General features: G+C 38.6%; 13 protein-coding genes. 10 read left to right on the forward strand and 3 right to left on the reverse strand.

Annotation, left to right across the window (positions count from 1 at the left end; genetic code table 11):
• Positions 1-246: 246 nt before the first annotated feature.
• On the reverse strand, positions 247-2,319 hold the full coding sequence (locus ABE65_RS07025) for a sigma 54-interacting transcriptional regulator (RefSeq protein WP_066392881.1): 2,073 nt from the start codon (positions 2,317-2,319) through the stop codon (positions 247-249).
• A 173-nt stretch (positions 2,320-2,492) separates the two neighbouring features.
• On the opposite strand from ABE65_RS07025, the gene yfcC reads away from it, so the two are divergent.
• From yfcC to ABE65_RS07070, 9 genes are all read left to right on the forward strand, one after another.
• Entirely contained in the window at positions 2,493-3,998 is a 1,506-nt protein-coding gene (gene yfcC, locus ABE65_RS07030) for a putative basic amino acid antiporter YfcC (protein ID WP_082861333.1), read from the forward strand.
• Positions 3,999-4,033: 35 nt separating this feature from the next.
• On the forward strand, positions 4,034-5,206 hold the full coding sequence (gene iadA, locus ABE65_RS07035) for a beta-aspartyl-peptidase (protein WP_066392887.1): 1,173 nt from the start codon (positions 4,034-4,036) through the stop codon (positions 5,204-5,206).
• Between the two features lie 96 nt (positions 5,207-5,302).
• Positions 5,303-5,758 carry a pyridoxamine 5'-phosphate oxidase family protein gene (locus ABE65_RS07040; RefSeq protein ID WP_066392889.1) on the forward strand — a complete coding sequence of 152 codons (456 nt, stop codon included), beginning with the start codon at positions 5,303-5,305 and terminating at the stop codon, positions 5,756-5,758.
• A gap of 127 nt (positions 5,759-5,885) precedes the next feature.
• A complete protein-coding gene (locus tag ABE65_RS22025; RefSeq protein WP_066392892.1) occupies positions 5,886-6,263 on the forward strand; it encodes a hypothetical protein in 378 nt (125 codons plus the stop codon).
• A 111-nt stretch (positions 6,264-6,374) separates the two neighbouring features.
• A complete protein-coding gene (locus ABE65_RS07050; protein WP_066392894.1) occupies positions 6,375-6,980 on the forward strand; it encodes a TVP38/TMEM64 family protein in 606 nt (201 codons plus the stop codon).
• An 81-nt stretch (positions 6,981-7,061) separates the two neighbouring features.
• Positions 7,062-7,811 carry a type I methionyl aminopeptidase gene (gene map, locus ABE65_RS07055; RefSeq protein ID WP_066392896.1) on the forward strand — a complete coding sequence of 250 codons (750 nt, stop codon included), beginning with the start codon at positions 7,062-7,064 and terminating at the stop codon, positions 7,809-7,811.
• A 153-nt stretch (positions 7,812-7,964) separates the two neighbouring features.
• Positions 7,965-8,366, forward strand: coding sequence for a DoxX family protein (locus ABE65_RS07060; RefSeq protein WP_066392898.1), 402 nt, complete (start codon positions 7,965-7,967; stop codon positions 8,364-8,366).
• Between the two features lie 162 nt (positions 8,367-8,528).
• A complete protein-coding gene (gene mgtE / locus ABE65_RS07065) occupies positions 8,529-9,887 on the forward strand; it encodes a magnesium transporter (protein ID WP_194270843.1) in 1,359 nt (452 codons plus the stop codon).
• Positions 9,888-10,032: 145 nt separating this feature from the next.
• Positions 10,033-10,860: a GNAT family N-acetyltransferase gene (locus ABE65_RS07070; protein ID WP_066392900.1), complete on the forward strand. Its 828-nt coding sequence runs from the start codon at positions 10,033-10,035 to the stop codon at positions 10,858-10,860.
• A gap of 313 nt (positions 10,861-11,173) precedes the next feature.
• On the opposite strand, the gene ABE65_RS07075 is transcribed toward ABE65_RS07070, so the two are convergent.
• Together ABE65_RS07075 and ABE65_RS07080 are read right to left on the reverse strand one after the other, a co-directional pair.
• Positions 11,174-12,790: an MDR family MFS transporter gene (locus tag ABE65_RS07075; protein WP_066392903.1), complete on the reverse strand. Its 1,617-nt coding sequence runs from the start codon at positions 12,788-12,790 to the stop codon at positions 11,174-11,176.
• 70 nt (positions 12,791-12,860) lie between these two features.
• Complete coding sequence (locus ABE65_RS07080) at positions 12,861-13,298, reverse strand: MarR family winged helix-turn-helix transcriptional regulator (protein ID WP_066392905.1); 438 nt, start codon at positions 13,296-13,298, stop codon at positions 12,861-12,863.
• 272 nt (positions 13,299-13,570) lie between these two features.
• Between ABE65_RS07080 and ABE65_RS22315 the strand changes: the two genes are divergently transcribed.
• Positions 13,571-14,227: an N-acetylmuramoyl-L-alanine amidase gene (locus ABE65_RS22315; protein ID WP_066392907.1), complete on the forward strand. Its 657-nt coding sequence runs from the start codon at positions 13,571-13,573 to the stop codon at positions 14,225-14,227.
• Positions 14,228-14,392 lie beyond the last annotated feature (165 nt).

The raw sequence follows: 14,392 nt of genomic DNA on the forward strand, positions 1-14,392 counted from the left end.
CAAGTTTTATGAGCGATTCTCAAGTTTTATGAGCGATTCTCAAGTTTTATGAGCGATTCTCAAGTTTTATGAGCGATTCTCAAGTTTTATGAGCGATTCTCAAGTTTTATGAGCGATTCTCAAGTTTTATGAGCGATTCTCAAGTTTTATGAGCGATTCTCAAGTTTTATGAGCGATTCTCAAGTTTTATGAGCGATTCTCAAGTTTTATGAGCGATTCTCAAGTTTTATGAGCGATTCTCAAGTTTTATAAACTCTCAAGTTCATTTTTAATATAGACTAGCCCGTTTTCAGTCAACCTTGTTCCTCTTCGACCTTTACTTTTCACGACAAACCCTTTTCGCTCCAAAAGGTCTAATCGTAATCTGACTTGAGCTTCTGAGAGCTTAAGGCTTAGTGCTTCCAAGTCCGACAGTAAGCTCTTCCGGCTGGAGGCTTTACCAGAAAGATAGTTACGATAGATGCAGCTCATAATCGCAGCTTCTTCGTTTGGTGCTATAAGCGGAATTTCCTCAGAGGTTGCTGCAGTCTCTTTGAATGTCTCTGCCGTATAAACCCTCTCATCATTATTAATCCTCATCGCTTCCTGAGGCAGATCCTTAACAGTGATCTTCTCGTTTTCAGAAACGGCAAGCATATAGTCAATGGTGTTCTTCAGTTCTCTGATATTACCAGTCCATGATCGGTTTATTAAATGGCCGAGGACTTCATTCTCCACTTTCATTTTTTTAGAGGTACGAATGGCTAAAAAATGATTCAGTAGAAGGGGGATATCCTCTTTCCTTTCACGGAGAGCTGGGATTTTTAAATATAGAACATTTAATCGATGATACAGATCTTCTCGGAACAATCCTTTTTTTATGTCAGAGGCCAAGTCTTTGTTCGTTGCAGAAATAACCCTTACGTCAATAGGGAGTACACGAGTTCCGCCGACTCGCCTTAATTCCTTTTCTTGCAGAACACGTAAGAGACGCGTTTGAAGTTTTACGCTAATATCACCAATTTCGTCCAGAAAAATAGTACCGCCTTCTGCTTGTTCAAAGAGACCTTGTTTTCCGCCTTTTTTTGCACCTGTAAATGCACCTTCTTCATATCCGAATAGTTCACTTTCTAATAAATCTTCAGGCAGGGCAGAACAGTTTACTGCGAGAAAGGGACCGTTTCTTCTGCTGGATTCGTTATGAATGGCACTTGCAAAGAGTTCTTTGCCTGTGCCGCTCTCGCCTTGTAAAAGAAGGGAAAGATCCGTTACAGCCAGTTTCTTTGCAATGTTTTTCGTTTGAACGATTGCTTCTGAGTCGCCGACGATATCACTAAAGTAATATTTTCCGATATAGCCTTTTCGTTTGAGTTCATATCGTGCGGCTTTTTCCATTGAGATTGTAGTACTTGTGTTTTTAAATGTTGCAATCACCGTGTTTTCAGCTGGCAATGCAAATCTGTGAACCATATAATTTGTATCATTGATTGTAAAAAATTGATCAGATGGTTCACTCGCCGTATTTGTTAGAAAGTGAAGCAACTCTTTATCTTTAATTATCTGTTTAATATGTTTTCCCACAGCTTGCTTTGAGTCGGTTAGAAATATATTCTTCAGTTCTTCGTTAAATACGGTGATCTTTCCCGTATGATCAAATGATAGAATACCATCATTTACGCCATTTAATACTTTGTCTAAGTGTTCGTTAAGTTGAAGGGCCTTTTGATTAGCGTGTGCAAGTTTCTTCGACAACTGAATAATTTTTTCTGTAAATCGTTCAGATATGCCTGTTGCGCGGTCATCTAAGACACCAAGTTCTCCCAAGATCTCTGTTATGGTAGTAATGTCGATCAGACGTACACCAATATTAATAATTCTCTTAACCTCTTTTGGTACTAGATGCATCTCACCAGGTGTTACAGCGATGTCGGCATGTTGGTAGTGAGGAACTCCCGGATAGTAAGGATGGTAATTTAAGTGATTGATTCCTAGGTGTATGAGAGTTTGTATGGACTGTTCTACCGTTTGAGGAAAATCGTTCACACACATAACATCTGTACCCTCAGGCAGCTGTAATAGCTGATCTATATATTCATAGTTGACTGTGCGCCTTGCCGTAATCACTCTACAGGATTCACTCAAACAATGAGTTACCTCACGTTTTATCAGATAAGAGGATAGAATTACAATTTCATTTTCTAATTGTGTAGGAAGCATCTCTTCAGAAGAGTAACTTCGAATATGAAAATAATCGCCCAATATAGATTGAAGTTGATTGGATAGTGCTATACGTGTTTCCTTTGTACCTGCTAATAGAACAATCTGTTTCTTTGTTTCCATTATATACACCTTCTTTAATGGTTTTTTTAGGGTGTTTTTTGGTTATGAAACTATTATCTTATAACTAGCCAATTAATAAAACAAAATATTTAAAAAGCTTTAACAATGGTAGGCGTAATGTTGGCACAATTCTTGCTTGTGTATAACGTGAAGTTAGAAAAGGGGGAAGAAACGTGGATAAAAGGAAAAGAAAGTTTGAGATGCCAGATACGTTTGTTATCGTATTTTTTGTTGTAGCCTTAATGGCACTATTAACGTACGTCATTCCGGCAGGTCAATTTGAAACGAAAGAAACAACGTATACGCAAGGCGGGGAAGAGCAAACGAAAACAGTTCTTGTTCCTGACAGCTTTTCTTATGTAAAAGGGGAGGACGGTGAGCCTGCTACTCAAGGTGTCAGCCTGTTTGAAGAAGGTGGCGGTGCTGGGTTCTTAAACTATATCTTTGAAGGCTTAGTTACTGGGGATAAGTGGGGATCGGCTGTTGGGGTTGTAGCGTTTATTCTTATTATTGGTGGCGCATTCGGAATTATTATGAAGACGCGTGCGATAGAAGATAGTATTTTAAAGATGATCGATCGTACAAAAGGAAAAGAAGTCCTTATTATTCCTATTATGTTCTTGTTATTCTCTTTAGGTGGAGCTGTTTTTGGAATGGGTGAAGAAGCCATTGCATTTGCGATGATTCTTGTACCAGTCGTAATTGCTCTTGGTTATGATGCGATTACAGCAGTTATGATTACATATGTTGCGACACAGATTGGATTTGCAACATCGTGGATGAATCCGTTTGGTGTAGCGATTGCACAAGGAATTGCGGGAGTTCCAGTATTATCCGGTGCACCTTTCCGTATTGGTATGTGGGCATTCTTTACATTAGTGGGTATTGTTTATACATGGATATATGCTTCTAAAATTAGAAAAGATCCTAAACGTTCATTATCTTATGATTCCGATGCATACTTCCGAGAAGATTTTAAACAAACGGATATTAAAGCTAACTTTGGAATAGGACATATCCTTATTCTTTTAACAATAGTAGCAGGGGTAATCTGGATTGTATGGGGCGTTGTTGAAAGAGCATACTACATTCCTGAGATTGCAACTCAATTTTTCACAATCGGTTTAGTTGCGGGTATAATTGGAGTAATCTTCAAATTAAATAACATGACAGTTAACGGTATATCTGATGGATTCAAACAAGGAGCTAGAGATATTCTCCCTGCAGCTCTCATAGTTGGTATGGCAAAAGGGGTTATTATCATGTTAGGTGGTGACAACCCCGCTGAACCTTCCGTATTAAACACAATGCTTAATGCAGCTGGCGGTCTAGTTTCAGATGTACCTGTAGCAGTTTCTGCCTGGATCATGTATGTGTTCCAAGCTGTGTTCAACTTCTTTATCGTATCAGGTTCAGGTCAAGCCGCTCTTACTATGCCTTTGATGTCTCCGCTTGCTGACATGGCAGGGGTTACTAGACAAGTGGCAGTACTTGCTTTTCAGCTTGGTGACGGATTTACTAACATGATTGTACCGACTTCCGGAGCATTGATGGGAACATTGGGAGCGGCACGTATCGAGTGGTCCAAATGGTTTAAATTCCAAATTAAGTTTCAGCTATTATTATTTATTTTAGCTTCTATAGTAATCATTACAGCAGTACTTATTGGTTTTAAATAATCTATCTATCTTTTTAAAATAAAGGAATGATTCACATGTTTACACTTATAAAAGGCGGTGAGGTGTACGCACCTCAATATCTCGGAAAAAAAGACATCCTACTCGCTGCCGGGAAAATTACCAACATCTCAGATCATATTGAATGGCCCGCACCAGCACTTGATATTCAAGTTATTGATGCAACAGGAAAAATCGTGGCACCAGGTTTTATTGATGGACATGTTCATATTACTGGCGGTGGAGGAGAAGGTGGGTATAAAACGAGAACTCCTGAGATTTATCTGTCAGATGTAACGAAAGCTGGAGTTACAACAATCGTAGGTGTGATTGGTACAGACGGAACAGCTAGGACGATGACGAATCTAATCGCAAAAGCAAAAGCGCTTAAAGAAGAAGGAATCTCGTGCTTTGTACACACCGGTTCCTATCAAGTTCCTGTTAAAACGTTAACAGGAAATATTGAAACAGACATCATGATGATTGATGAGATTATCGGTGTAGGTGAAATTGCGATTTCTGATCATCGCTCCAGCCAGCCGGACGCTCATGAACTGGCTAGACTTGCCTCCCAAGCAAGAGTTGGAGGCATGCTTTCAGGAAAATCAGGTGTTGTGAACATTCACCTTGGCGACAGCAAACGTATGTTATCTTTGATTGAAGAAGTTGTAGAAACGACCGATCTGCCTCTTTCTCAATTTTATCCGACGCATATCAACCGTAATTCTTATTTGTTTGAAGCGGGAATTCAATATGCGAAAAAAGGCGGTATCGTAGATTTCACAACAAGTACGACGAAGCAATTTTTAGAAGAAGGCGAAGTTAAATGCTCAATCGGGCTTAAGAGAATGTTAGATGCTGGAGTGGCAATCGAGCAAATCACGTTTACATCAGACGCACAAGGAAGTTTGCCTGCATTTAATGAATTTGGAGAATTTACGGGCTTGCGTATCGGCAAAGTGAACTCGCTGTTTGGTGAAGTGCGTGATGCTGTTCAATTAGAAGGGATTCCACTTCATGAGGCGTTGCAGACAATCACTTCTAATCCTGCCCGCATTTTAAAGCTTAAACAAAAAGGAAGACTGCAAGAAGGGCTGGATGCTGATCTTGTTCTGCTTAATGAAGATCTCAGCATTGATTCAGTTATCGCGTTGGGTCAAGTGATGGTTCTAGACGGAGAGGCTGTAATTAAGGGAACCTTTGAAGATTAAAGGGAGCGATATTAACGCTTCCTTTTTCACTTTCAACTTATGAAATATATGGTAAAATAGATAACATACATAATTTTCTTAAAAGGTGGCGATCATGTGGCAAAACAAGAAATTCCAACAACGTTAAGTCCTGAATTGTATGAACACCTGCAAGGCGAACAGCTTGTCCTCTTAGGGACCGTTGACGTGGAAACAACAGCTCCATCTGTTAACGCAATATCATGGGTAAAGAGTTTGTCGAAAGAGAAGATTCGGTTTACGGTGACGAACAATTCACGCATCGTAACAAATATTAAAGATAATCCACATGTGGTCCTTACAGTAGTTGGTCTTGAAACTGTGTATTCAATTAATGGAAAAGCGAACATACTGCAAGAAACCATGGAAGGTGTACCATTAAAGCTTGCGAAGATCGAAGTAGACATCGATCAAGTGTTTGAAAGTATGTTCTGGGGTGCAAAGATCGTTCAAGAACCAGTATATGAAAAAACGTATAACGAAAAGAAAGCAAAAGAGTTAGATGTACAAGTATATGACGCTTTAATGAAATAAAGCTGACTTTTTCGCAACTAGAAGAAATGTACAAACCGTCAAAACATTATGTTGTGGCGGTTTTTTGGTTATTTTTTAAATTTGTGCAAGAAGAAAAGAGTGTCAGATCATAAAGGGGGAATCACAAATGCCTATCCAGTACCGATTGTTTCTCTTGTCGGGGCTTATTTCAATATTGGTCGGGATCTTACAGATCACGAGTCTTTTAGAAACGAAAGCGGATGGTTTGAGTGTTTGGGGGTATTTTCTTTTAATATGGGGGATTGTTGCATTTCTTTGTGCGTTAAACCGTTTTAAGATCGGGTGGATAAATAACTTAATAGCTACAATGGGAGCAGTTATACATGGAGCGGTGGTTATGTACAGCCTCTTATTCCCGTTTGAAACGGTTACAAAAGGAATGTCGTACTTGTACCCGATCATGTCTTTCATCTCAGTATGTTGCTGTGCGGTAATTCTAGGATTAAAAAGTGATAAAACACATTCAAAAATGATCAGCAAATAGTGTGCTTTTTTACTTTATGATAAAATTAGATCATTAACTCCTTGTTAGTTGGTTTTAAACAAGGTAACTGTGGCTACGATGAGGGTATGAGGAAGAAAAGGAGAACGATTGATGGACTGGCGAAACTGGGAACGCTATTTTACTGAAAAAAACATATTAGAGCTACTCGATCAATACAAAGATCTAGGTTTCTTGCCAGGAATATTGCTACCTATGCTCGAATCATTTTTGCCGATTCTTCCACTTTTTATTTTTGTAGCGGGAAATGCAGCGGCATACGGATTTTGGTTAGGCTTTCTTTATTCGTGGATCGGGGTATGCGTAGGATCAATCATTGTGTTTCTACTAGTACGACGTTTTGGACAGAAGCGATTCTTGAACTTTTTAAACAGACATACGAACACAACACGGATGCTAGGATGGGTTGAGAGGCACGGCTTTGGTATGCTTTTTCTTATTTATTGTTTTCCGTTTACTCCATCTGCTCTTGTAAACGTAGTAGGCGGATTATCACGGATTAATACGAAAACCTTCTTGCTGGCGTTAACTCTAGGTAAATTGGTGATGATCGCGATCGTTTCATTTATCGGATATGACTTTGTTGATGTGTTGAAGAGTCCTTTAAAACTTGGAATGATTGCTTTTGGTATATTCGTATTGTGGCTAGGTGGAAAAATTGTTGAATCCAGACTTAAAGAATCAGAGCACCGGGCGTGATAAAAGCGCTAGGTGCTTTTTTGCTTTCACGAAGATCTTTTTCCTTGAATATAGTTAAAAAAGAGGAAGGGAGACTTTGTATTGATTAAGATCAAGTCACAAAAGCAGATTGAAAAGATGCATGAAGCAGGAAGGCTGCTCGCTTCATGTCATAGAGAATTAAGCAAGCTTGTTACGCCAGGAACATCAACATTGAAACTTGATCAATTTGTTGAAAATTTTTTAAAAGCTCACGGAGCAAAAGCTGCACAAAAAGGATATATGGGCTATCCTTATGCAACTTGTGCTTCTGTAAATGATGAAGTATGTCATGGGCTTCCTAATAAAAGAGCGTTAAAAGAAGGTGATATCGTAACGATTGATTTTGTTGTGAACTTAAATGGGTGGTTGGCCGATTCTGCATGGTCGTATGCAGTGGGAAACGTTTCTACGAAATCTCAAGACTTGATGGATGCAACGAAGAAAGCACTATATAAAGGGATAGAACAAGCTCAAGTTGGTAATCGTATAGGTGATATAGGTCATGCGATCCAAACCTATGCGGAGAGTAAGGGATATTCAATCGTTCGAGAGTTTATTGGGCATGGTATTGGTCGTTCCATACATGAAGAGCCTCAAGTTCACCATATAGGAGAGCGTAATACGGGAATCACTTTAAAAGAGGGTATGGTCATAACCATCGAGCCTATACTCAATGCAGGGCGGCCGCATGTTAGTTTAACAGAGGATGGTTGGACAGCTGTGACGTACGATGGAAGTCTTTCAGCGCAATATGAACATACCGTTGCCATCATGAAAGATGGACCAATTATTTTAACAGAACAAGCTTAAAATAAACATTGCCGCATATTCTTTAAAGAAGAGCGGTAATTTTTTTTGCTCTTAAGGTTATTTTTTTAAAGTAACTTGACATAGACAAGTTACTCATTGTAATATACTAACATAAAGTAAGTTAAAATGATGAGAAGAAAGAGGGGATTATGGATGGTATCATTAGGATTACTTATTATTCGTTTAGTTGTGGGGCTTTCATTAGCAGCACATGGAGCTCAAAAGTTGTTTGGGTGGTTCGGCGGTTATGGATTAAAAGGAACTGGAGGCTGGATGGAATCCATCGGTATTAAACCAGGCTATACGATGGCTCTATTAGCAGGTCTGGCTGAATTTGGCGGAGGACTTTTGTTTGCCGCAGGTTTGTTTACCGAAATTGGTGCTGTGCTGATCGCTGGAACGATGCTTGTGGCTGCAGTTAAAGTACACTTGCAGAACGGGTTCTGGGTAACATCGAACGGCTATGAGTTTAACCTAGTCTTAATCGCAGTAGTGATAGGAGTCGCCTTAACAGGTGCAGGAGATTATTCTTTGGATCACCTTTGGTTAAAATAGAACTGAATACAGAACAAAAATGACGAAACCACTTTATGCTAAGTGGTTTTTTCTTTTGGCTATGTAATTAAGATCAGAAGAAAAGATTCAATACGATACCATAGTCACAGTTAGAAAAATCACTTATAATGGTGAAGTACTTTTATAAGGAGGTGACGTTCCTTGTTTAAAGAGATGTCAGAGAACCAGATATTATTATATGTCATAAAAAACTTAAAAGAGTTACGGAAAAAAGAATTTCAGCTTTTAATCGATGAACTTCACCCGTATGATATCGCAAATGTGTATAAAAATTTGCCTGAGAAGCACAGACATAAGTTTGTTACGTTCTTAACCACAAGACAGATTGCTTCCTTGATTCAAGAACTTGAAAGTGATCTTCAGATGGAAATTCTGAACAAACTTGGCATTGAGCGCTCATCTCACATTATGAACTTAATGGAGAATGATGACTTAGCAGACCTTCTCGGTAACTTGGATGTTAATGAGATTCAAGATTTTCTATCTTCTATGAAGGCAGATGAATCCAAAACCGTTCAAAGTCTAATGCAATATGATTCAGATACAGCTGGTGGTATCATGACCAACCGGTTCGTATGGATTCCGCAAGTGTATACGGTTAGAGATGCGGTTGAAAAGCTAAAAACATTCGCCGGTTTTGCAGAGAATATTTATTACTTATATGTCATTGATGATGAAAGAAAACTTGTTGGTGTAGTCTCTTATCGTGATCTATTATTAGCAGAGATGGATGAGAAGATAGAGGAAATCATGTACAGCAGGGTTATCTCCGTACCTGCAGAGACAGACCAAGAAGAAGTAGCGCGTACCATTGAGCGCTATGACTTTATAGCTGTTCCTGTAACGGATGAAAACGATCGTTTGATCGGAATTGTTACAGTCGACGATGTTCTCGATGTATTAATAGAAGAAGCGAATGAAGACATCGAGAAGTTATCAGCGACGGGTAAATCCATTGATTTTCAGACAAGTGCTCTTGTAGCTTCATACAGAAGACTACCTTGGCTTATTTTGCTTCTGTTTATAGGGATTTTATCTGGAAGTATTATAAGCACGTTTGAAGGAACGATTGAACGCGCAGTTGCACTTACGTACTTTATGCCAATGATTGCAGGTATGACAGGGAATACGGGCACACAATCTCTTGCAGTAGTTGTTCGTGGACTTGTATCGCATGACATCGATCGGCCGACTATTATGAAATTAATACTCCGAGAATTTGGTGTTGGATTTATTATAGGAATTACATGTGGAATTCTCATTTCGATCGTTGCTTACCTTTGGAAAGGAAATTTAATATTGGGGCTAGTTGTTGGTAGCTCTTTGTTCTTTACTCTGATAATCGGTACGCTGGCAGGAACACTTATCCCGTTATTACTCTACAGGTTTAAGATTGACCCAGCGGTAGCGTCGGGACCTCTTATCACAACATTGAATGATATTTTTTCACTCTTGGTATACTTTGGTACAGCAACAATGTTTCTGTCTCATCTTCTTTAAAAAATATTAGTGAAGTTAAGTCGAAGTAATAACAGATAGTGTAGGAATTAAAAATCAGTCTTCTGACTGGTTTTTTATTTTTAAAAAAATGTTGCATTTTTCCAATTCGCAGATACAATTAAACAAAATAAGGAGGAGTATAGAGATGATAGTTAAGTTGGATCAAACGTGGCACGGAAAAGTTATGGACTATTTGAGTGCAGAACCTGCGCTAAACTTATTCATTATTGCTGATATCGAGAATTTTGGATATGAAACAGATTCTCAAGACATCTGGGCAGATGTTGAGGAGAACGGAGCGATCACAGGCATCCTTCTTCGTTATAAAGGAAACTACCTTCCTTATGCTAAAGGGGAGATTAATGCAAAAGCATTCTCAGAGATTATCAATAAAGATAAAAATTATGAGATGCTTTCTGGTAAAAAGGAAATCACGGACCAGTTCACTCCTCATTTACAGTTTGAGCGAACAAAGGAGCTATATTTTGCTGAACTAACAGATGCAGAATCCATAAAGAAGAATATACCAAGAGAAAGCATCTTACAAGCAGAGCTTAAAGATGTTGATGGCCTCATGGAATTAAAATATTTAATCAAAGAATTCTCAATTGGAAAAACAGCTAAAGAAAGCTTGGAGCAAGCATTATCGACCAAAACAGGACGCACTTATTTTATAAAAGAAGAGGGTAGCATTGTTTCTTGTGCTTCTTCTACGGCAGAAAATTCACTGTCGGCGATGATTGTCGGCGTTTGTTCACACCCTGAAAAAAGAAACAAAGGGTATGCTTCACTTTGTATGGAAGCGCTATGCTACGATATTTTAGCTGAAGGGAAAACGCTCTGTCTTTTCTATGATAACCCTAAAGCAGGATCGATATATAAGCGTTTAGGCTTTAAAGATATTGGATTTTGGAGTATGAACTATTCAGTCCAAACAACAGAAACCCAAAAAAACCAAGAAGTAGTGAAATAACTTTCTTACTTTAAATGAAGTGAAGATGCGAGACTCTCGGCTAGGATGTGGAGGGCAGCCCGAAGAATGATGTGACTCGTTTAGACCCGACGTTTTAAGGGACCTTACCAAAATAGCGTAAAAAAATAAAAACGGCAGAATCGATCTCTATCGATTCCGCCGTTTTTTTCTTTGGCACTCTTCTAAAAGATGGTTGCTTTAAACTCTTTGTAACCTTTGCCAATTGATTGGAGTGGAAAGCGAGCAGCCTGAAACGGAAATCAACACTTCCAAAAGCAACACAGTATACGTAAACAGCCTTTTCTTTTGTTAACTAACCAAGCTTCCGTTCTGAAGATTGTTCATGTGAAGAATTCTTTTCTTCATTAGAAGTTCTTAGTGGTATTTCTTGTAAGAAGAAAAAGGTTAGTATGAAGGCTGTGCCGATAACAATGGCGCCAGTTAAGAAAACACCGTTTAATGCATAACTTAAAGACTCACGCAAAATACCAAGTACTTGTTTAATAACGTTCAAAGATTCAGGAGGTAAAGCACTAAATTTTTCTAAAACAGCTTCCTGATTCAGCAACACTTGAGGGTTTGCGAGCTGTTTAATCTGCGCACCCATCTCAGGTGTAACTCTAGGAGAAGATGCAACTAGCTTTTGAGACTCTTTATTAAAGTGGTCTGCTAGAGAGTTATTCATCACACTTCCCATAATGGAAACACCAATCGTACCACCAAGCTGTCTGAACAGCTGAACAGAAGAGGTCGCAACACCTAAATACTTGTGCTCAATCGCGTTCTGTACGGTTAAGGTGAAGATCGGAAAAGCTATTCCTAGTCCTGAACCAACGAGAATCATATTAAGGATTGCTGTCGTATTCGTCGTTTGTGTATCCATAAAATGCATACTCGTCATACCACTAACCATGATGAACAATCCAAGCATAGCTAATTTCTTATACTTTCCTGTCTTTGTTATAATCTGCCCGCTAATCGTGCTTCCTGCAACCATAGCAAGTGTTAGTGGCATCATGACGAAACCGGATTTGGTGGCGGATGTTCCCATCACTCCTTGTATGAAGAAAGGCATATACATGATAGACCCGAACATACCAGCTCCCAGGAAGAATCCGATTATGTTAGAAACGGTGAAAACTTTGTTTTTGAACATATCAAGTGGTAGGACAGGACTCGAAACACGTTTTTCTGTTGCAACAAATAAAAAGAAAGCTACGATCGTTACAGTAAAAAGGCTGATGATTTCTGGAGAAACCCAATCATATTGATTTCCTGCCCAAGTGAATGAAAGGAGAAGAGGAACCATGGTTAATGTTAGTAACAGAGAACCCGTGTAATCAATGGATTCTTTCTCTTTTCTCTGTACAGAAGGAAATAGGAAGTAAATAGCAGCAAAAGCGACAAAGCCAAAAGGTAGAAAGATCCAGAATACCCAATGCCAATGAAAGTGATCGACGATGTACCCTCCTAAAGTTGGACCAAACACACTTGCTAAGCCGAAAACACTGCTCATGATTCCTTGCCATTTACCACGTTCGCGTGGTGGAAATAGATCACCAACTGCTGTGAAAGCTGTCGACATGATCATTCCGCCTCCAAAACCTTGAACCCCTCTAAATAAGATGAGTTCAAGGATGCTACCTGATATACCGCATAAAAGTGAACCTGCTGTAAACACACCGATTCCCAATAAGATAAATGGCTTTCTACCATAAATGTCTGATAGTTTTCCAACTAATATGGCTGTAATACTTGAAGTGAGCATGAAAATCGTGAAAACCCAGCTATAGTATTCGATTCCTCCAAGATCAGCAATGATTTTTGGTAAAGACGTTCCAACGATTGTTTGGTTTAACGCTGCAAAAAGCATAGCAGACATGATGGAAAGCATAATAATTACCTTCCGCCGCATTTCTAGATGTTCCATGCATCACCCTCCTATTCATATTATAAATATTTAACATTGTGAATTATTTTCGAAAAGGAAAACTGCTCCACTAATCAAGCAGTTTTATTGAAGAATCTATCATTCGCTTTATGTCTTCATCTGTTAAAGCACCAAACTTTTTTTCTAGGTAATTATTTTTAATGTTATCCATTTTTCTTGCAATTTCTCTACCATCTTCAGTAATTTCCAAATAGACGATCCGACGGTCTGAATCTGATCGTACACGCTGAATATAGTTCTTGGCCACAAGACGATCAGTAACCGCAGTAATATGACTTGAGGAAACTTTTAATTCGTTTGCGATTTCGGATGCCATTAAAGGACTTTGGATAAACAAAGTCTGAAGAACAGCAAACTCATTGCTTGGAATATAATCTGAGTATACTTCGTTTAAACCTTTTCTTAACGTACGAAAAAGTCTGCGTAAACTCATTTCCAATTCACGTTCTAAATCATTTCTTAATGGGGTTTGTTCTCTATTTTCCATTTTAACACCCTTGCTTTTTGTTTCTTCTTCTACTAGTATATGATAATTTATATTTAATAAGAAAGAAAGCAAAAGGTTTGGGGAGACACGGATTATGAAAAATTCAACATTATTTTTTGTGCTATTAGGTTTTGGATTTTTAATCGGAGCAGCATATTGGGTTTGGGCGATCACAACTCAATCACAACCAGGGGGAATGTAAAAAAGAGCCGTAATGGCTCTTTTTTTGTTTGATCATACACTTCTAATTTAAATAAATGGGAGGTGTAAGCATGAAAGGGAAATACCAGATCACAAATCAATTTATAAAGAAAGAATGGAAGCAGCGGCCAGGAGGTAATCGTATACCACGCTTTGCGGTTGCCCACGATACTGGAAACCCCGACTCGACGGCGCAACAGAACTATGCATATTTTAACAGCAGGCATCTAGAAGCATCTGCGCACGTCTTCATAGATGATAAACAAATAGTATTGATTATTCCATTAGATGAAAAAGCATGGCACGTTCGGTCTGATGTATCCGATGCCAATGAATGGGGAATCGGAGTAGAGTTGTGCTATGGGCCATCTATTGATTTTAATAAAGCTTATAGCCGTTATGTATGGTTTTTTGCATATTTATGTGAGATGTACCAATGGGATCCTGCCCAGAAGATAAATGGTCACTTTCAACTAGACCCAAAAAGAAGAACAGATCCCTTAAATTGTTTTCATCAATACGGTAAGACATTTCCATTCTTTATTGAAGATGTTAAGTATGAGTTAAAAAAGTTTGTTGTTAATCACAAGGAGTTTCACGAGCTAGTAACTGAAGAAGGAAAGCTTTATAAAGTGCAGATAGGAGCGTTCTCATCTCGGGAAAATGCAGAAAATCTTTCTCGAAAAGCTAAAGCTGCAGGATTTGCTGTTCATATCGATTACTCATGATTCTAAGTTTTTATTTTTACTTTGAACAACTGCCTTTCATTTCGGGTTTTCCCACTTACTCCTTGTCAGGTGAGATCAAACCAATTTTTTCAGCAAAATAGGTTTTAAGTACACAAATTAATGGTAAATAATGTGGAGGTATGCCATATTTTTGTGTATATAGGG

This window comes from Fictibacillus phosphorivorans, assembly GCF_001629705.1.
GTDB classification, from domain to species: Bacteria; Bacillota; Bacilli; order Bacillales; family Fictibacillaceae; genus Fictibacillus; species Fictibacillus phosphorivorans_A.